15 protein-coding genes are annotated in these 21,045 nt (G+C 33.0%); 11 read left to right on the forward strand and 4 right to left on the reverse strand.

Features of this window, described 5'->3' with window-relative positions; translation table 11 throughout:
* Window positions 1-86 precede the first annotated feature (86 nt).
* The 4 genes from DWX29_RS10865 (at window position 87) to DWX29_RS10880 (ending at window position 5,666) form a co-directional block, all read left to right on the forward strand.
* Window positions 87-2,195 carry a hypothetical protein gene (locus DWX29_RS10865; RefSeq protein WP_022089199.1) on the forward strand — a complete coding sequence of 703 codons (2,109 nt, stop codon included), beginning with the start codon at window positions 87-89 and terminating at the stop codon, window positions 2,193-2,195.
* A gap of 17 nt (window positions 2,196-2,212) precedes the next feature.
* A complete protein-coding gene (locus tag DWX29_RS10870; protein WP_022089200.1) occupies window positions 2,213-3,277 on the forward strand; it encodes a DNA repair exonuclease in 1,065 nt (354 codons plus the stop codon).
* A complete protein-coding gene (locus DWX29_RS10875; protein ID WP_022089201.1) occupies window positions 3,274-5,181 on the forward strand; it encodes an AAA family ATPase in 1,908 nt (635 codons plus the stop codon). Before DWX29_RS10870 ends, DWX29_RS10875 begins: the two co-directional genes overlap by 4 nt.
* A 128-nt stretch (window positions 5,182-5,309) precedes the next feature.
* The gene (locus DWX29_RS10880) at window positions 5,310-5,666 is read left to right on the forward strand and encodes an Hpt domain-containing protein (RefSeq protein WP_117910624.1); all 357 of its coding nucleotides are present in this window, start codon (window positions 5,310-5,312) and stop codon (window positions 5,664-5,666) included.
* 357 nt (window positions 5,667-6,023) lie between these two features.
* On the opposite strand, the gene DWX29_RS10885 is transcribed toward DWX29_RS10880, so the two are convergent.
* From DWX29_RS10885 to murC, 4 genes are all read right to left on the reverse strand, one after another.
* Window positions 6,024-7,193: a ribose-phosphate pyrophosphokinase gene (locus tag DWX29_RS10885; RefSeq protein ID WP_022089203.1), complete on the reverse strand. Its 1,170-nt coding sequence runs from the start codon at window positions 7,191-7,193 to the stop codon at window positions 6,024-6,026.
* Window positions 7,194-7,213: 20 nt separating this feature from the next.
* Window positions 7,214-8,206, reverse strand: a complete 993-nt coding sequence (locus tag DWX29_RS10890) for an ATP-binding protein (RefSeq protein WP_022089204.1) — start codon at window positions 8,204-8,206, stop codon at window positions 7,214-7,216.
* 10 nt (window positions 8,207-8,216) lie between these two features.
* A complete protein-coding gene (locus DWX29_RS10895; RefSeq protein ID WP_118565843.1) occupies window positions 8,217-9,371 on the reverse strand; it encodes a DnaD domain protein in 1,155 nt (384 codons plus the stop codon).
* A gap of 352 nt (window positions 9,372-9,723) precedes the next feature.
* On the reverse strand, window positions 9,724-11,106 hold the full coding sequence (gene murC, locus DWX29_RS10900) for a UDP-N-acetylmuramate--L-alanine ligase (RefSeq protein WP_118565844.1): 1,383 nt from the start codon (window positions 11,104-11,106) through the stop codon (window positions 9,724-9,726).
* A gap of 411 nt (window positions 11,107-11,517) precedes the next feature.
* On the opposite strand from murC, the gene DWX29_RS10905 reads away from it, so the two are divergent.
* From DWX29_RS10905 to DWX29_RS10935, 7 genes are all read left to right on the forward strand, one after another.
* Entirely contained in the window at window positions 11,518-12,789 is a 1,272-nt protein-coding gene (locus DWX29_RS10905) for a glucose-1-phosphate adenylyltransferase (protein WP_118565845.1), read from the forward strand.
* On the forward strand, window positions 12,789-13,907 hold the full coding sequence (gene glgD, locus DWX29_RS10910) for a glucose-1-phosphate adenylyltransferase subunit GlgD (protein ID WP_022089208.1): 1,119 nt from the start codon (window positions 12,789-12,791) through the stop codon (window positions 13,905-13,907). Before DWX29_RS10905 ends, glgD begins: the two co-directional genes overlap by 1 nt.
* Before the next feature lie 81 nt (window positions 13,908-13,988).
* Window positions 13,989-14,261, forward strand: coding sequence for a septation regulator SpoVG (gene spoVG, locus DWX29_RS10915; protein ID WP_022089209.1), 273 nt, complete (start codon window positions 13,989-13,991; stop codon window positions 14,259-14,261).
* A gap of 321 nt (window positions 14,262-14,582) precedes the next feature.
* Window positions 14,583-15,137 (forward strand): aminoacyl-tRNA hydrolase, encoded by a 555-nt coding sequence (gene pth, locus DWX29_RS10920; protein WP_118565846.1) that lies wholly within the window; start codon window positions 14,583-14,585, stop codon window positions 15,135-15,137.
* 106 nt (window positions 15,138-15,243) lie between these two features.
* On the forward strand, window positions 15,244-18,756 hold the full coding sequence (gene mfd, locus DWX29_RS10925) for a transcription-repair coupling factor (protein ID WP_118565847.1): 3,513 nt from the start codon (window positions 15,244-15,246) through the stop codon (window positions 18,754-18,756).
* A gap of 107 nt (window positions 18,757-18,863) precedes the next feature.
* A complete protein-coding gene (locus tag DWX29_RS10930; RefSeq protein WP_118565848.1) occupies window positions 18,864-19,733 on the forward strand; it encodes a hypothetical protein in 870 nt (289 codons plus the stop codon).
* A gap of 17 nt (window positions 19,734-19,750) precedes the next feature.
* Window positions 19,751-20,551, forward strand: a complete 801-nt coding sequence (locus DWX29_RS10935) for an SDR family oxidoreductase (RefSeq protein ID WP_022089213.1) — start codon at window positions 19,751-19,753, stop codon at window positions 20,549-20,551.
* Window positions 20,552-21,045: the final 494 nt, after the last annotated feature.

Raw genomic sequence — 21,045 nt, forward strand, 5'->3', positions numbered from 1 at the left:
CAGGCGGGGAGAAATAGCTTCCCGTCTGAAGTCGTATTTAAGCAAATAAAATTTCGGCATATTGGAATGGGAAAGTGAGACATAAAATGAAAAAAAGATATGTTGTAGCAATTGTAATTGTTATATTACTGGTTACACTTGCTGTTTTTGGTATTACAAGAGGTAAAGTATTTGATAAATCATCGGATACAAAGAATAATCATACTACAAATGAACACGAATTGCTTCCTGAAGTAGATGCATATTATGGCTCAGAAAAGATAGCATCAATATTAGGATATAAAACAGAAGTAGGAAGTAACTATATAAGAGACAACATTGTTCCGGTGGAAAGTAGTCGTGTGATACCTGTAAAAATAATAAATAATGGCAGAACAATTGTCGGAATGAAGTATGAAGTGCGAAGCACGGAAGATTCCCGATTAATAGACAATGGGGAAGCAAAACAGACAGAAAATACAGAAAAGACTACATTGTATGAAATAAATGCCAGTGCTATTTTACAGTCGGGACAGGAATATCAGCTTGTTTTAACATTGGAAACAAATAATAATGAAAATATATACTACTATACAAGAGTCATGGTAATGAATGACAGTTTTGTAGATGGACAGATTGCGTTTGCAAAGCAGTTTAGCAGTAGCACATTAGGACAGGATACAGAATTAAATATTGCGACATATTTAGAGCCTGATGAAGATTTGAAAAATGATGATTTGGGATATACGACATTATCTTCAAGTTATAAAATGTTGCAGTGGAGTGAAATGAAACCTGAACTTCAGGGAAAGATAAATGTTTCAGCAAAAGAGTTTTGCATCAAAGACAGCGGAGAAGCAGGAACATATACACTAGAATATCAAGTGAAAGCAAGCAATGCAGAAGGTGTTGAAGAAACATATAACGTATCAGAAACAATAGTTGTATGGACTTTTTCAGGACAAAATTATGTATTGAATTATAATAGAGAAATAAATCAGGTATGGGAAGCAAATGACAACAATGTTGGAAAAGCTTTTATAGATTTAGGAATCCAGAATCAGAAAACAATAGACGTTGCTGAAAGTGAAAATGGACAGTACATTGGATTTGAAATTAATGGCGATGTTTATACAATGGATTTAACATCAAATGGAATGAAAAAATTATTTGCACTTGATGCCAAAAGTGTGTCAGAAAACAGAATGACAAAGGCAAAAATGATTCAGACAGATGATAAAGGCAATGCCAATTTCCTGGTTTATGGATACAGTCCAAGTAATGAACATTTAGGAGAAAATGGTATTTCAGTATTTCATTATGATAAAGAAAGTAATGAAAGTAAAGAATTGTTGTTTATTCCATTTAGCCAGCCTGCAGAGATGATTGACAAACAGATTCACAAATTATGTTATGTAAACGATGGAACAATTTATTTCATGTTAGATAACAGTTTATATTATGTTAATATAGGAACAAAGGAAAGTGGCAAAATTGTTGAAAATATGCCTGACGGTTCTTATGCGATAAATCAGTCAAAAACAGCAATTGCTTATAATACCGATTTGACAACAATGAATAGTGATAGTATTACGGTAATAGATTTGACGACAGGTAAGGAGAAAAAACTTACAGGAGAAAATGGCGAAAAGCTGTCAGCGTGTGGATATACAGGAAACAATCTTATCTATGGTATAACAAAACCTGAGAATGTTTCGGACAGTATGCGTATAGATACTTTAAAAATTATAGACAAAGATTATAACGAAATAACTTCATATTCTTCTGACAATACAGTTATTACAGGTGTTGAAATAACAGACACTATTATTAACATGAAGAGAGAAAAGAAGGGCAAAGCTATTTCTGATGATCAACTTATAGATAATACTGAAAAATTAGAAACAAAGACAAAATCAAGTTATTTTGCGGATACATTAAAGCTTAAAGAACTTGCAATTTCATTTGTAAACCAGTTAAGTGGAAAGAATGAATTAAAAGTAGAGGAAGCTTCCATTAAATACAAAAAATCAACAGAAGTAAATACAATAATAAAGCCTGCAGCACAGGACCAATATTTTGTATATGCGGGTGGAAATTTATTTGGAATATATTATAATCAAAATGAGGCAGAAACAGTAGCGAAGACAAATAAAGGCCTTGTTACAGATTATAATGGACAAAAAATTTGGACGTTTGAAGAAAATTATGAATAAAAGGAGAATCATTCAACATGCGGTTCATACACACAGCCGACATTCATCTAGGGGCAACGCCGGAAAGTAAAATGGATTGGGCAGTCCACAGGGGAGATGAAATGTGGGGAACATTTGAAAGATTAATAAAAAAAGTTAAGGAAGATGAAATAGAATTACTTATAATTGCAGGAGATTTATTCCATAGACAGCCATTGTTAAGGGAATTGAAGGAGGTAGACTACCTGTTTTCAACGATTCCGGATACAAAGGTTGTGTTGTGTGCAGGAAATCATGATGCAATAAAAAAAGGTTCGTTTTATAGAAATTTTGAATGGAATAAGAATGTTTATTTTCTTGATAGCAAAACAGTAGATTGTGTGCCTATAGATGATTTGGGCGTTGATGTGTATGGATTAAGTTATTATAAAAATGAGATAACAGAACCGCTGTATGATGATATACAAATAAAAAATCCATATAGGATTAACATTCTTGTAGCTCACGGTGGTGATGATAAGCATATTCCTATTAATAAAAGAAAGATAATGCTTGAGGGATTTGACTATGTGGCATTTGGACACATTCACATTCCGGATTTGGATGAAGCTAACAGAATGGCATATTCAGGTTCCCTTGAACCTATTGATGTAAATGAAATAGGCCCTAGAGGATTTATATATGGAGAAGTAACTAAGCAGAATTTGAATATAAGATTCCAGTCTTTTTCTAAGAGAGAATATAAACATGCGGAAATGACGGTAACTACAAATGCTACAAATATGGAACTGCGACACACTCTTATGGAATTTATAGAAAAAGAAGGTAGAGATAATATATATAAAGTAACAATAGTAGGTTATAGAAATCCTGATTTTGATATTGACTTAGAAGGTCTGGCTCAGGTAGGAAATGTAGTATCCGTAATGGACCGAACAGAGCCTGACTATGATTTTGAAGAATTATATGAAAGAAATAAAGATAATCTGTTAGGAATGTTTATTAAAAAATATATCGACCAGGATGTTCTCTCTCCAATACAGCAGAAGACCTTATACTATGGGGTTAAGGCGTTACTTGAGGCTATGGAGGACAAACAATGATAATAAAAGATATTCGATTGATTAATTTTGGCAAATTTCATGATACGGAAATTCATTTCGAAAGAGGATTAAACATTGTTTATGGTGAAAATGAAGCCGGAAAAACAACAATACACACATTCATAAGAGGAATGCTTTTTGGTATAGATAAACAGCGTGGAAAAGCCAGCGGAAAAGATACATATACCAAATATGAACCATGGATTAATCCTGAAGTATATCGTGGAATGATGCGAGTTGAAAACGATGGTAAGGACTATCGTTTTGAAAGAAATTTTAATAAAAATGAAAAATCATTTCGTGTCATAGATGAGGACCTTGGAAGAGAACTTGATGACAACGAAATAAAGCAGTTGTTTAGAGGCTTAGATGAAAGTTGTTATTATAACACAATTAGCATAAGCCAGATTGGAAGTGCAACTGATAAAGAATTAGAAAATATATTAAAGAACTACGCAGCAAATCTAGGTTCAACAAAGTCTATGGAAATTGATATGAAACAGGCTTTGACAAGTCTTGATGCTGAGCGTAAAGAAATAATAAGCGAAAATAAAGTAGGTTCTAAAGAATCAGTAATTCGTGATATGGAAGAAACCGCAGAAGAAATAGAGATGTCTAAAAGAGAGCAGGATACAATAATTTCTGAAATTGATTTAGACAGGAGTAAAGAAGCGGAGTTACTGGCAAAAAAGCAGGATTTGGCAGGAAAGGATGCTGTCAGATTAGAAGAAATGACAAAATACAGTGCCAGAAAAGAAAATCTTTACAATGAAATAATGCAGCTTAACCATGAAATTGATAAGGCTTCAAGAACTTTGACAGAGATAACGGCTCAAAAGGGAGAAATGGAAAAGCAGTTAGAGTCAAAAGGAATTCCAACAAGGGAAGTAATGGAACGAGTAAGCAACGCCTTAAATAAGGCGACAAATATACCAATTGTGTTCGCCCTTATAACAGTTGTATGCCTTGGATGTTCAATAGGTATGTTTATGGCAAATCCTGAATTACTTGATTTTTCAAGCAAAGGCATTTTAAAAATTGGAATACCGGCAGGATTAGCATTAGCATTTTTAATAGCAACAATTGTTAAGTTTTTTATGAATGTAAAGAGCAAAGAAAGACTTGCTGAAAATTTAAAAGAAACTAAACTTATCATGGATAAGTTAGATGCATTAAATAATGAAAAAACATATACAGAGCGTCAACTTGATAACAGAAGAGCTAATTTAAGTGTAGCTAAAGAATCTTTAAAAAATCTTGAAGAATCAGAATTATCAAGCGATGATTATAGTGAAGAGATAAAAGAACTTGATGAAGAATATGCAGTGCTTAAGGAAAAAATTGGAAAAGAGCAAGGTGTATTAGAGCAGAAGCAGGAACAGGATATTGAATTAGAAAAGCATATAGAGAATTTAAAAGCAAAACTTCAATCCATTAAAAATGCAGAGATTGAAATAAGAGCATTAGAGAATGCTAAAAGAGAAATTGAAGAAATAGCTTATGAAGTTAGAAACAGTTTTGGAAGACGACTTAACGAAAAGGCTTCCTGCTATATGTCAAAGATTACAAATGGAAAATACAACAATATTGTTATAGATGATAACTTAAATGTTTCAGTTAATGGTAGAAATGCTTTAATATCATCTTTTAAATTAAGTAAGGGAACTGTTGAACAAATTTACATGGCTTTAAGGCTTGCAGCAGCAGATATAATATTTGAAAACGATACAAAACCTATTTTGCTTGACGATACTTTTGCAATGTACGATAATAAACGAATGGGAAACACAATGAAGTTTATGGCAGAAAATCTTGACCAGGTAATAGTGTTCTCATGTCATACAAGAGAAAAGGTTATGGCGGACAAACTTGGACTTGATTATCACTTGAAGAAATTAGATTGATTAGTAGATGCTACATGCTAATCAATTTAAATAATAAATAATGAGATTGGTAATGTAATAAATTTGTGGGGATTGGGTTTACAAAAACAGGAAATAAAATTGAACAGGTTAAATAGGAGGAACAGACTATGACCACAAAAGAATGCTACGAAAAGATGGACTCAAACTATGAAAAAGTCCTAGGAAGATTAGGCAGTGAAATGATAATCAAAAAATTTGCAATTAAGTTTTTAGACGATTCAAGTTTCCAGAACTTAAAAGATGCATTAGCAGGCAAAAATTTGGATGATTCATTTAGGGCAGCACACACATTAAAGGGTGTATGTGTTAATCTTGGATTTGACAAGTTATATGAAGCAAGCTCAAAGATTACTGAACAGTTAAGAGCAGGAAAGCTTGAAGGCTGTGATGAAATGTTTAAAGATGTAGAAAAAGAGTACGAAATGACAATAAGCGTACTTAAAGAATTCGCAGAACAGAACTAGAGTTAACTGCAACAGATTTGTAATTGATTATAGCTAACTGCAACAGAAAGAACTGGAATTGACTATAATTAATTCCGACAGAATTATAATTAATTAAAACAAAACGGCTAGAACAGAGCAATTTGTACAAGAGATAAAGAATAAATACATAACAATTTAATGCATAAAAAATAATACATAAAAAATTAATACATAAAAATAAAACCTTCAAGAGATATGAGATGATATATCCAAAAAGTTTGTTCTTTGGAATTTCCTCAATATAATCTTTTGAAGGTTTTTTGTATTAAAAAAACTGTTGCATTTGCAACTATGGTTGTAAACACAACAGTTTAATATTATAGTAAATTAATTCAATTATTTATTATTATATTCATTAATCTTTTTAGTAATCTTATCAATTGGGTTTAAGATGTCACTAATTGATGCGTCATGGTTTAATCTGTCAATGAATAAAGCTGTAAATTTGCTTATATCAACATTGATGTACCATTCTTTTTCAAGAAGCTCTGGAGTCTGGTAAATACTGTTTGTAGTCATAACTCTGTAAATTAATCCCTGTTCATAAGCTTCATCGAATCTCTCTAAACCATTTGTAAATAAACCAAATGTAGAAGCAACAAATACTCTGTTTGCTTTTCTCTTCTTAAGCTGTTTAGCTACGTCTAACATACTATCACCGGAAGAAATCATATCATCAATAATTAAAACATCTTTACCTTCAACGGAATCCCCTAAATATTCATGTGCAACAATTGGATTACGTCCATCTACAACCTTTGTATAATCACGACGTTTGTAGAACATACCCATGTTAACACCTAAAACGTTTGCATAGTATACAACTCTTCCCATAGCACCTTCATCAGGGCTGATCATCATTAAATGGTCAGAATCAAGTTTAATATCAGGAACATTTCTTAAAAGGTTTTTAATGAACTGATATGTTGGCATAACTGATTCAAATCCACTAATAGGAATTGCATTATTAACTCGAGGGTCATGAGCGTCAAATGTAATAATATTATCAACACCCATATTTACTAATTCCTGAAGCATTACAGCGCAGTCCATAGATTCTCTAGATGAACGTCTATGCTGTCTGCTTTCATATAAGAAAGGCATGATAACTGTAATTTTACGTGCTTTACCACTTGCAGCAGCGATAACTCTCTTGATATCAGCATAATGATCATCTGGAGACATATGATTCTTTTGACCGCATACTGTGTATTCGATACTGTGGTTAGTAACATCATCAATGATGTAAAGGTCACAACCACGTACAGTATCTTTTAAAGCGCATTTTGCTTCGCCTGTACCAAATCTAGGAACGCTTACGTTTAGAAGATAAGAATCCTTAACATATCCTTTGAAGGTAATAGGTGATTCTTTAGCTTCAAGTCTTTCGCTTCTCCATCCGGAAATATAAGCATCAACTTTATCTCCGAGAGCTTTACTTCCAGGTAAAGCAACAATTGCAAGCGGACCTACAGGGATAGATTCGATAAATTTTTTGTTAGACATTTTTAGATTTCCTCCGTGTGTTAATTGTTAAATTTACTTTTTATTCTTATATCATCGCCAAAAATCTTCATAACAGTATAATTGCCAACTGCACGTGAAAAAATACGCTCAGTATAGTTTTGCTTCAATTCATCTACTGAAAGATTTGAAGAAATAATAGTAGATTTTTGACGTATAAGGCGTTCATTAAGGCAATTGAAAAGTGATGAGGCAGTAAATGAATTAGCCATTTCCGTGCCAAGGTCATCAATAATCAATAAATCACAGCTTAGAAGTTCTCTCATACTAATATGTTTATTTCCCGTAGATTTGTGGCTGTTAAATGATAAATCAGCCAACAGGTCAAATAATTGAACTGCAGATAAATAAATAACAGAGTAAGCCTGTTCTATAAGTTCTTTAGCAATGCAGTTAACTAGAAAAGTCTTGCCAACACCTGCATTCCCATAAATCAAAAGACTTTCATGACTGTCTTTAAAATTCTTAATAAAATACCTGCAATGGTCAACAACATCCTCAATATTTTCAAGAGGAGTTTTTCCCGTAATAGAATCTACTTCGCCACTATTGTAATAGTCAAAGTTAAAATTGTCAAAGTTTTCTCGCATAAGAATCTCTTTTAAGTTAGATTGTGAGTATAATTCCTCAACAACAGCCTTAGTAAAGCAGTGGCATGGTTCACCATTTATAAAACCTGTATCTTTACAGTCAGGGCATGTAAAGATCTCATCCAGATAATCACATGGAAAACCGGCGGCAAGTAAAGCAGCCTTCTTATCATCTTTTAATAAGACTAATTCCCTTTTTAGTGAATCAACTGCTGAAGAATCCCCGGCTAAAGCTTTCCTTCCGGCTGAAATGGCCAAAGAACTAATCTGGTGGCTTATTTCTTCAACTTCAGGGGCTTTTTCATAAACCTTGGCAATTCTCTCTTCTAATTCAATTTTATTGTTTAAACGGCGCATATTATACATATTGCTAATAACGTCGTATTGTTCTCTTTTTAAACCCATAATTTAAAACCTATTTTCTATTTGTAGATGAAAGTAACATTTTTTCTAACTCAATAGAATCGTATGTACGCTCGTCCATGTTTTTAAACTTCTTAAGACTTGCTGAGCATGATTTGTTAGAAGCCTTAGAAGTCTGAAGAGATGAAAACTTCTCAGAAACTTCTTTAGCATGTTCTTCATCTAACTGTTCAACTTGTGATAACTCTGTAATACCGTTATTATACCATCCTTTAAGGATGGTGTCAGCATAAGGAAAACTTGCTGTATGGGTATGTTCTATTGTACGGTTGCAAGCTTCAACAATAATATCTTCTGAAAAATTATAAGTTTCTGTCCATTTAGAAATGTAATTAACATCCTTCTTTGCTGCGTTCTGGTCAGTTAATCCAAATATTTTAAATACACTCTTATAAATTGATTTCCTGATTTTTGTATCAAATTTAATATCATCAATAGTTGTAATTCCACGTTTATAATAGTTGACAGCTGACTTTTCGATAGAGCCTAAAGTATTATTTCCTGATGAAATGCACATCTCCATAAGATATTCGATAAAATCAGAAGATAAATTTAAACCATCAATCATATATAAAATAGAATTAACATCATTACTGTTTAATGTCTTACCAAGATAAGTTTGGGCAAGAAATGTTAACTGCTGAACCCTTGGATCCTTGCTGAATGCGGAAATTTCTTTAGAAGTATATTTGTGCTTGGCAGGAATTGCATTTGCAGGTGCAATACTTTCGATTAATGCAGGCTCAGAATTAACATCTTCATAATTGCCATAAAAAGTATCACCAACAGCTCTTGCTGAAACCTGGCTTCCTGAAGAGTTTAATATTGATTTAACATAAAATTTATTAGTTGTATATGCTTCCATGCGAATTCCGTTAACATGCATGTCCTCATCTCTTGAAAGAGAAATAAGACCGAGGCGTTCCCAGTAAGATAACCCACGTTCAACATCACTTTCAGTAAAACATAAAAGATCAGCCAAAGCATCTGTTGTTATTTCAGTAGAATGTCCGGAAACTAATCTTAAAAGATATAAATATATTTTAACAAATTCGCCATTGGCATTTGGCATATATTCATCAATAAAAAGATTAGATACTGATGTTAAATCTGTAAAATTCCCTCTATCTATAACTAACTTACCCATGATAAAAACCTCTCAAATTCTCAAAATGTTATGTAAACCAATTTCTTGAGAAAGCAAAAAAATAATAAAGGTCAAAATCCTTTTTCTCTCTCAAGCAAGACAAAGTATAGCACAATAAATTTTATTTGAAAAGGGTTAAAAAACACTGAAACGCCTATTTTTAAAGGGGTTCAGGCAAATGTTAATAATGTTAATAATGTGAATAACTTTCGAAAATAATTTGTCGAAAATTGTAAAAAGGCTTTAAATAGGGCATTTATCAGGTTTAAAAATACAAAATGTTATGTAAACTAAAAATCCGTAAAAATGTTGATAACTTTTTACCACATTTTTACGGATAGTGTTAATAACTTTATTTACCTAGCAGCTTTTCGCCGATTTTATAGACATCTCCGGCACCCATAGTTATTAATAAGTCATTATCATTACAATTTTCTAATAAAAAATTTTCAATTTCATCGAAAGTTGGAAAATAATGTACTTCAGTACCTAATTTTTCTATTTCATCAGCCAAATTTTTAGAACTAATTCCTAAAGTGTTCTTTTCTCTTGCTGCATAAATATCTGCAAGAACAACAGCGTCAGCCTCTGATAATGCTTTTGCAAACTCAGGAAGTAGAGCCTTAGTTCTTGTATATGTATGAGGCTGGAATACAACCCATAACTTTGTATGAGGATAATGTTCAGCAGTCTTAAGCGTTGCAGTAATTTCATCAGGATGATGAGCATAATCATCAATAATAGTTATATCACCAAGTTTGCCCTTTAATTGGAAACGTCTGTCAGTTCCGCCATAAGCTTCAAGACCATTAAGAATATCTTCTTTATCAATATTTAAAAAGTGAGCAGTTGCAATTGCTGCAAGAGAGTTATAAATGTTGTGCATACCTGTTACCTTTAAAGTAACTCTGTGCTTAAATTCTCCTTCAACATACAAATCATAGCTTCCATGAGCAAATTCATCAAATGTAATATTTTTTGCAGTGTACATACTGCCTGATTCTTCAGAACCTACAGTAATAACTTTGCAGTCTAAGTCTTTTGTAAAATATTCGAGATTGTCGATGTCTCCGTTGATAATTAAAGCTCCGTTAGCAGGAAGTAACTCTGCGTATCTTCTAAAACTATGACGAATATCATCTAAATCTTTAAAGAAGTCAAGATGATCTGCGGCAACATTTAAAATGATGCCTACAGTTGGTGCAAATGATAAGAAGCTATTTGTGTATTCGCAGGCTTCAGTAATCATTGTTCCAGAGTGACCAACTCTGGTGTTACCTTTGATTGCAGGCATAATTCCACCGACTAAAATAGTAGGGTCAGTATTTGCCTGAAGTAAAATCTGTGAAATCATTGAAGTTGTAGTGGTTTTTCCGTGAGTTCCTGAAACACCAATTGCAACATCGTAATTTTTCATCATTTGTCCTAAAAACTCTGCACGTGTTAATGTTGGAATCCCATATTCTCTTGCAGCTACTAATTCAGGATTATCATTTTTTACCGCAGCTGTATAAATAAGTACATCAGTGTCAGGTGAAACATTTTCGTTACGCTGACCGTAGAAAATCTTTGCACCTAATGATTCAAGATGTGCTGTAATCTGTGAATTTTGATTGTCAGAACCTGTAACAGTGAAATGTCTTGATAACATAATTTCTGCTAAAGCACTCATGCTGATTCCACCAATTCCCGTAAAATGTAATTTACATGGTTCGTTAAAATTTAAAATATACATTTGTGATACCTCTTTTAATAAGTAATAAATTTTGGTTACTTTATATTAAGTAGTAACAAAATAAAAGTTTTCAATATTATAAGAAAGTAATTATTTTTTACTGAAAAAACGCCATATTTACTGAAAAATAAAGGTTAAACTCTCCTATTTGCTTTATAAGTATACTCTTAAAAAAAAGAAAATAAAAGGAAAAATTTAAGATTATGACATTAAAAGAATTGTTAAAAAAAAGACAAATTAGAAATTAACTGCAATAATATGACGAAAATTGTTGAAAATGCACAAAAAACTAAATAAAAACGTTTCGTATATAGAAAAATGTAATAAAAAAATCAAAGAAAATCCTTTAAATATGGGCGATTAAATGGTATAATTTAACTACTTTATAAAATTAGCAGCGAGGTGAACGACATGATTAAAAAAGAGATGATTGCCATGTTACTCGCAGGCGGACAAGGAAGCAGACTTGGAGTTTTAACATCCAAGGTAGCTAAGCCTGCGGTTGCGTTTGGAGGCAAGTACAAGATTATTGATTTTCCACTTAGTAACTGTATTAATTCAGGTGTAGATACTGTAGGTGTATTAACACAGTATCAGCCATTAAGACTTAATGCCCACATTGGCATTGGAATTCCATGGGACCTAGATAGAAATATCGGAGGAGTAACAGTATTACCTCCATATGAAAGAAGTGAGCATACAGATTGGTATACAGGAACAGCTAATGCTATATATCAGAACATTGATTATATGCAGAGCTATAATCCTGAGTATGTAGTAATTTTATCAGGTGACCATATTTACAAGATGGACTATGAAGTTATGCTTGACTACCATAAGGCCAACAATGCAGATATTACAATTGCAGTTATGCCGGTTCCTATTGAGGAGGCAAGTAGATTTGGTGTTGTAATTGCAGATGAAAATCACAGAATTACAGAGTTTCAGGAGAAGCCACCTGTACCTAAGAGTAATTTAGCCTCAATGGGTATTTACATATTTAGTTGGGATGTACTTAAGGAAGCACTTTTAGCACTTAAGAATCAGCCTAATTGTGACTTTGGTAAGCATGTAATTCCATACTGTTTTGATAAGGAACAGAGAATTTTTGCTTATGAATATTCAAGCTATTGGAAAGATGTAGGAACATTACAGTCATATTGGGAAGCCAATATGGAATTAATAGATATTGTACCTGAATTTAATTTATATGAAGAATTTTGGAAAATATATACTAAAAGCAGTTCATTGCCACCACAGTATGTAGCCAAGGAGGCATCTGTAGAAAGATGTATCATAGGCAACGGATGTGAGATACATGGTAATGTATCTAACTCAGTAATCAGTGCCAATGTTGTAATTGAAGAAGGAGCAATAGTTAGGGATTCAATTATTATGGACAATACGGTTATTAAGAAAGAAACTGTAGTGGACAAGGCAATCATTGCAGAGAATGTCGTTATCGGTGAAAAATGTACAATCGGAACGGGTGAGTATGCAGAAAGTAAACTTGATACAAGAGTTTATGCCAGTGATTTAGTAGTTATTGGTGAAAATTCAACCGTACCATCCAATGTTACAGTTGGAAGAAATGTAGCTATATCAGGTAAGACTGTAATTAGCGATTACCCTGACGGAAAACTTGAATCAGGAGACTATATAATTAAGGCAGGTGAAATTTAATGAGAGCGATAGGAATTATTTTAGCAGGTGGAAACAGTAACAGATTAAAAGAACTCTCAGCAAAAAGAGCCGTAGGGGCAATGCCAATAGCAGGTAGTTACAGAGCTATTGATTTTGCTTTGAGTAATATGAGTAATTCTCATATTCAGAGAGTAGCTGTACTTACACAGTACAACGCATGGTCATTAAATGAGCACCTTAGTTCATCAAAATGGTGGGATTTTGGTAGAAAGCAGGGAGGCTTATATGTATTTACTCCGTCAATTACATCTGACAATGGTTTCTGGTATAGAGGAACAGCAGATGCAATTGCACAGAATATAGGATTCCTTAAGAAGAGCCATGAGCCATATGTAGTTATTGCATCATCTAATGCAGTTTACAAGTTAGACTACAATAAAGTATTAGAATATCATATTGAAAAGAATGCAGATATAACAATTGTTACAACAGATTTACCGGATGGTAAGGTATCTAATTATGGAGTAGTAACAACTAATGATGATGGACGTATTGTAAAATTTGAAGAAAAGCCAATTGAAAGTGATGGAACTTTAATTTCAACAGGGGTATATGTAATTAGAAGAAGATTACTCATCCAGTTGATTGAACAGTGTATGGAAGAGGACAGATATGATATCGTATCTGACATTATACAGAGAAATAAGAATAATCGTAAGATTTACTCTTATAAGACAACTGATTATTGGAGGAATATTTCTACAGTTGATGGATATTACAATACAAACATGGATTTCCTCAAACCGGAAGTTAGAAATTATTTCTTTAGAACATATCCGGATGTATATTCAAAGGTAGAAGATTTACCACCGGCAAAATATAATCCGGGAGCAGATGTTAGCAACAGCTTAATTTCAGGCGGATGCATAGTAAATGGAAAAGTAGATGATTCGGTTGTATTTAAACAGGCTTACATCGGAAATAACAGTACGATAAAGAATTGTATTATACTTAATGATGTTTATATTGGAGACAACGTACATCTTGAAAACTGTATCGTTGAAAGTCACGGAACAATTAAACCTAATACAGAAATAATTAATCATGAAAGTGAACCTAAAATTATAATAGAGCGTAACTTTAGATACGGGTTATAAAAGTATTTGACGCATTGATATGTGATGATTGATGCGTAAAAATAAAAGTAATGTTCTACAAAACAATGAGGAGGCAAAAATATGAATATTACAGATGTAAGAGTCAGAAAGATGACAAAAGAAAGCAAGATGAAAGCGGTTGTTTCAATTACAATTGATGATGAATTTGTTATTCACGACATCAAAGTAGTAGAAGGTGAAAAAGGATTGTTTATTGCAATGCCTAGTCGTAAGGCAGCAGATGGAGAATATAGAGATATTGCTCATCCAATCAATTCACAGACTCGTAATTCAATTCAGGAAATTGTTTTAGCAGCTTATGAAAAAGCATTGTTAGAACCAGATCCAGAATAGACATAATGTAAATTGGAATAAAAATAGTTATTATCTTAAAATGGCATGACCGATTGTGGTTATGCCATTTTTAATTATACACAATTTTAGAAATTTGGCGAATGTATAATCGCTGAGAAGAAGCAAAGTAGCATCGAAGTTCTATGCACAACAGTCATATGTATAAAAAATTGTGTGCAGTTTAAATTAATTTATTGCCAAAAAGTCTTTAAATAAAGAGCAATAAAGGGTAAACTATAATAATAAAATGTAAAAGATAAAGAGATGGTAATGAATGAGAAGGTTTTTAGAAAAAATTTATAAAAATAAAGGAGAAAATACATGTACGCAATAGTAGGACTTGGAAATCCGGAAAAAAAATATGACAAGACAAGACATAATATAGGATTTGATGTAATAGATGAATTAGCATCTCAGATGGGAGTTCAGGTAAATACAAGAAGACATAAGGCACTTTGTGGAATAGGAATGATAGGAAATGAAAAGGTCATACTTGTAAAGCCACAGACATATATGAATAATAGTGGGGAATCTGTAAGAGAAGTAATGGATTTTTATAAATTAGACCCACAACAGGAAATAATAATAATAGCAGATGACATCAGTCTAGATGTAGGGAAGATAAGAATAAGAGCTAAAGGAAGTGCCGGTGGTCACAATGGGCTAAAAAGTATAATAGCCCATACCGGTACACAAAACTTTAAGAGAATAAAAGTTGGAGTAGGTGAAAATCAGGGAGATTTGGTTAATCACGTGTTAGGAAAATTCGGTAGCAAGGAAAGAGAAATCGTAGATGAAGCGGTACGAAACGCTGCATCAGCTGCTGAAGTAATGATTCTAGAAAATATTGAGACTGCAATGAACAAATATAACTAAATTAAAATGATGTTGAGGTTAAAAACTCACAACTTTGATGCCTACGGATTGTTTCATGCTACGCCGTCACAATTCTGGCATCATTAAAACAATAAGGAAGGACACAATGAATACATTTTTTTATCCACTACAAAAATTAAATGGGTTTGAACGCGCTAAGGAATGCCTTGATACAGGAAAAACATGTCAGGTAACAGGGTGTGCGGATTCTCAGCTTGCACATTTTATAACAGGATTAAGCGATGGCTACAAAAATAAAGTCATCGTTACTTTTAGTGGAACAAAAGCAAAGGAACTTTATGAAGATTTAAAAGCATTTGATAAAAATGTTGTATTGTATCCTGCGAAGGATTTCATATTCTTTTCAGCAGACGTACATGGAAACGTAATCCTGCAGCAAAGACTGGAATGCATAAAGAAACTTGTAGAAGATAAACCATGTACAATTGTGACTACAGCAGATGGACTTATGGATAAAATAATGCCATTAGACAGAATTAAAGAAAATGTTCTGGAAATTTCTGAAGGTAGCATTATTGAAATGGATGCAATAAGACATAAGCTTGTTCAAATGGGATACGAGGGAGCAGAACAGGTAGAGTCACCGGGACAGTTTGCTATAAGAGGAAGTATTATAGATATTTATACATTGACAGACGAAGTCCCATATAGAATTGACATGTGGGATGATGAAGTTGATATTATAAAAAGCTTTGAGGTAGAAACACAAAGATCAATAGAAAATCTTGAAAAAATAACAATATATCCGGCAACTGACTATGTATTAACAAAAGAAGAAATAAGAGCCGGAATTGATAAAATAAAAAAAGACTTAAAGAAAAATTCTGAAGCACTTAGAAAACAATTTAAAACAGAAGAAGCGCATAGACTTGAAGTTATAATAAAAGAATTTATAGATAATGAAGAAATAAATGAAAATGGAATGTCATTTGATAGTTATGTAAACTATTTCTATGATGGAATGGTAAGCTTTATTGACTATTTAAAAGATGCGGCGTTCTTTATAGACGAGCCAAAAAGAGTTGATGAGCAGATGAAAGCTGTTGAGACGGAATTTAGAGACAGCATGAGCAATCGTTTAGAAAAAGGTTACGTTTTGCCGGGACAGACTGACATTGTGTGGAGTAGAAAAACAATCGAAAGTAAGCTAGACTCAGTAAAGAAAGTGCTATTTACTTCATTAGATCAGACTGTAAAGAATTTTACAGTAGATGAAATTGCATCTGTAGAAGCAAAAACAATAAGCCCTTATAATAACAAATTTGAAATGCTAGTTGAGGATTTAAAAAAATATAAAAAACAAAAATATCAAGTAATAATGGTTTGTGCAAGCCTGACGAGGGCAAAAAGACTAGCAGAAGATTTACGCGGATTTGGCATAAGTGCATTTTACGAAGAGGATAAAGAAAGAGAAGCACTTAGTGGAGAAGTAATGATAGTGACAGGACACCTGCGCGGAGGCTTTGCTTATCCTATGATAAAATTTGTAGTAATAAGTGATACTGATATTTTTGGTGAGAAAAAGAAAAAAAGAAGAAAGAAACATAATTATTCAGGCACAAATATTTCAGATTTTTCAGATTTAAATATAGGCGATTATGTTGTACATGAAAATCACGGACTTGGAATCTACAAAGGAATTGAAAAAATTGAAGTAGACCGCACCGTGAAGGATTATATAAAAATAGAATATGAAGGCGGTAGCAATCTCTATATTCTTGCAACTCAGCTCGACATGATTCAAAAATATGCTGACAGTGAAGCAAAACCACCTAAGCTTAATAAATTAGGTGGAACTGAATGGAAAAAAACAAAAACAAGAGTTAAAAAGGCAGTGGCAGATATTGCCGACGAGTTAATTGAATTGTATGCGACAAGACAGGACAGCACAGGATTTGTATTTAGTCCGGACACAGAATGGCAAAAAGAATTTGAAGAGATGTTCCCGTTTGAAGAAACAGATGACCAGTTAGAAGTAATTTCTCAGGTTAAAGCGGATATGGAAAGCACAAAGACTATGGACAGACTTGTATGTGGAGACGTAGGATTTGGAAAAACAGAAGTTGCCATACGTGCGGCATTCAAGGCAGTACAGGATAATAAACAGGTAGTATATCTTGTGCCGACAACCGTTTTAGCGCAACAACATTACAAGACATTTACACAAAGATTCAAAGATTTTCCTGTAAGAGTGGAAATGCTTTCGAGATTTAGAACAAAAGCAAATCAGGAGCAGACAATAAGAGATTTGAAAAAAGGTTATGTAGATATCGTAATCGGAACCCACAGAGTTCTTTCAAAAGACGTGAAATTTAAAGACTTAGGTTTGCTTATAATAGATGAAGAACAACGATTTGGTGTAAAACATAAAGAGAAAATTAAAGAACTAAAAAATAATATAGATGTATTAACGATGACTGCAACGCCAATTCCAAGAACATTGCATATGAGTCTTATCGGAATAAGAGATATGTCTATTATGGAAGAACCACCACAGGATAGAATGCCGATACAGACATATGTAATGGAATATAATGATGAAATCGTAAGAGAAGCTATAAACAGAGAACTATTACGAAATGGTCAGGTTTATTATGTATACAATATTGTACAAAACATAGCAGAACGTGCTGCCGAAATACAAAGACTTGTGCCTGATGCAAATGTAGCATTTGCACATGGTCAAATGAGTGAGCGACAGTTAGAAACAATTATGTATGATTTTGTAAATGGAGATATAGACGTATTAGTTTCTACTACTATAATAGAAACAGGGATTGATGTTTCAAATGCAAATACAATCATAATTCATAATGCAGAAAAAATGGGATTATCTCAGTTGTACCAGCTTAGAGGACGAGTAGGTCGTTCAAATAGGACTGCATATGCGTTTATGATGTACACAAGAAATAAATTGCTATCAGAGGTAGCAGAAAAGAGACTTGGTGCAATAAAGAATTTCACGGAATTAGGTTCCGGCGTAAAAATTGCCATGAGAGATTTGGAAATACGAGGAACCGGGAATTTACTTGGAGCGCAGCAACATGGACACATGGAGGCGGTAGGTTATGATCTGTACTGTAAAATGCTAAATGAAGCAATTCTTGTAAGAAAAGGAAAAACTCCGACACTTGAATTTGAAACAAAAATTGATGTACTTATAGATGCATTCGTTCCTGCAGGGTATATTAAAAGCGAGAGCCAGAAGATGGATGTGTATAAACGAATTGCAGGCATAGAAACGCAGGAAGAATACGAAGATATGCAGGATGAGTTAATAGACAGATTTGGAGAAATGCCTAGACAGGTAGAAAATCTGTTGAAAATTGTACTCATAAAAGCAACAGCACATGAAGCTTATATAACTGAAATAACAGGAAATAAGACAAAACTTAAATTTACAATGCATCCTACGGCTCCGATTGAAACAGAAAAAATACCGGAAATACTAAGCAAATACAACAGAAGATTAAAATTAATTCCGGACAAAACACCTTACTTCGAATATATTCCGATGAAACCGGCAAAAGACGCTGATGAATTGATGGAAAATATGCGAAAAGTAATTGAAGATATCCGAAGCTTAAAAAGAAGTTAATCAGAAGAATTGCTAATGATGGAAAAAATATAACATAACAATAAAATGGTTATGGCTGAGCAAATCTCAAAAATAACAACACAGCAGCATAAACAGGAGTAGAATCGATGAAAAATAAAAAAATGATGGCTACACTTACATGTTTTGTAGTGGCAATGGCTATAGTGGGATGCACAAGTAGCAAATCCCCTGATACCAATAAGCAGAAGGAAGCTACTACGGAATCAGTAACAGTAGAATCAAATTTAGAAAATTCATTAACACAAAATAATAATGAACAAAATAAAGAAGATGAAAATCAAACTTCAGAAAGCTTAGTTCGGAAAAATGAAAATCAAACTACAGAAGGTTTAATTCAGAAAAATGAAAGCCAAACTTCAGACAACATAAAACAGGAACAAAATAATCAACCATCTAGTGAAAGCCAGACAGTTGCATCAAAAGAATCGATAGGAATAAAAATAGAAGACATTGATTCTAAAGCAGACATAGCGGACATATATATGGATGAAGTTCGATATTATGCCTACAAAACACAGGCAACATACGAAGTTTATTATATGTCAAAAAATAAAGAACTTAAGTGGAATAAAAAACTAAAAATAGGTGTAACACTAGAAGAAGGGGTAAAAAGCCAGATACTTAGCAATATTTGCGAAAGACAGGCATTATACGAGGAAGCTTCAAAATATGACGTGTCTTTGAGTGCAGAAGAAGAAAGCGAGGCAAATGAAGAAGCTGACTACTATTTAGAAAATTCCAGCGAAAAAATGTTATCAAAAGTTAATATTAGTAAAGAAAGACTAGTTGAAATTTACAAAAAAGAAAAAATTGCAAAAAAAGTTGAAGATATATTAAACGCAAAAGAAAAAAATAGCGCAGATGAAATGTATCAACAATGGAAAAGCAAAGTTACAATTGTAATGGAAGAACCTTGGGGCAAAATAAACTTTTCAGAAAAAATAATGGAAGAGTAAAGAAAGGAGAAACTGATATGGGATTTTTAACAGGAAAGACAGCCATTATAACAGGTGGAGGAAGAGCAGTATTGCAGGATGGAAGCTGTGGTTCAATAGGCTATGGAATAGCAACGGCTTATGCAAAAGAAGGTGCCAATTTGGTACTTACAGGACGTAACGTTAAAAAACTTACAGACGCAAAAGAAGAATTGGAAAGCAAATACGGAATAAAAGTATTGCCAATTCAGGCTGACATAAATGCCGGAGCAGACAATGAAACTGTTGTTGCAAATGTAGTAAAGCAAACAATAGATGAGTTTGGAAGAATTGATGTGTTAATAAATAATGCACAGGCATCAGCTTCAGGAGTAACAATAGCAGATCATACAACACAACAATTTGATCTCGCAATGTATTCAGGGGTTTATGCGGCTTTCTACTATATGAAAGAATGCTATCCGTATTTAAAAGAAACAAAAGGTTCTGTAATTAATTTTGCATCAGGTGCAGGACTATTTGGAAACTATGGACAGTGTGCTTATGCTGCAGCAAAAGAAGGAATCAGAGGGCTTACAAGAGTTGCTGCAACCGAATGGGCAGCAGACGGCATAAATGCAAATGTGGTATGCCCACTTGCATGGACAGCTCAGCTTGAAAATTTTGAAAAAGCTTATCCGGATGCGTTTAAAGCAAATGTAAAAACACCACCAATGGGACATTTTGGAGACGTGGAGAAAGAAATAGGTCGCGTATGTGTACAGCTTGCTTCTCCAGACTTTAAATATATGAGTGGTGAAACGCTTACACTCGAAGGAGCCTTAGGCCAAAGACCATAGATAATAAATAAAAAAATTAAAAATAATTACGGATTATTCTAACTAAATTGGGATAATCCGTAATTTAGTTTACATAACATTAAAAAGAAGGAAATAGCTTAAAAAATTTTACGGTAAAAAATAGAAAAAAGAAAATAATCCGTAAATAGTAAAATGATATTTTAGAATAAATAAAAAACAAATCAAATCTAACATAAAGTATTAATGGGTACCAGACAGATTGATTTTAGAATATAAATTAAAACAAGTTAAATACAACACAGATAAAGTCATACTGATATTATATTTGAATAATAAGTAAAACCAATTCTATTAATGTATGATGACAAAGATCGCTAGAAGTAATGATTGCAGTTAGATTTAATTGACAAATACATAAAAATAAAAAAATTAAAAAAGCATGTTGACAACAGTCGAAATACGTAGTATTATACACAAGCTGACTGTTGAGACAGCAGTTCAGACAGAAAAATTTAATTGATTCTAAGTTTTGA

The sequence above is a fragment of the Eubacterium sp. AF19-12LB genome (assembly GCF_003479125.1).
Lineage (GTDB): Bacteria > Bacillota > Clostridia > Lachnospirales > Lachnospiraceae > Eubacterium_U > Eubacterium_U album.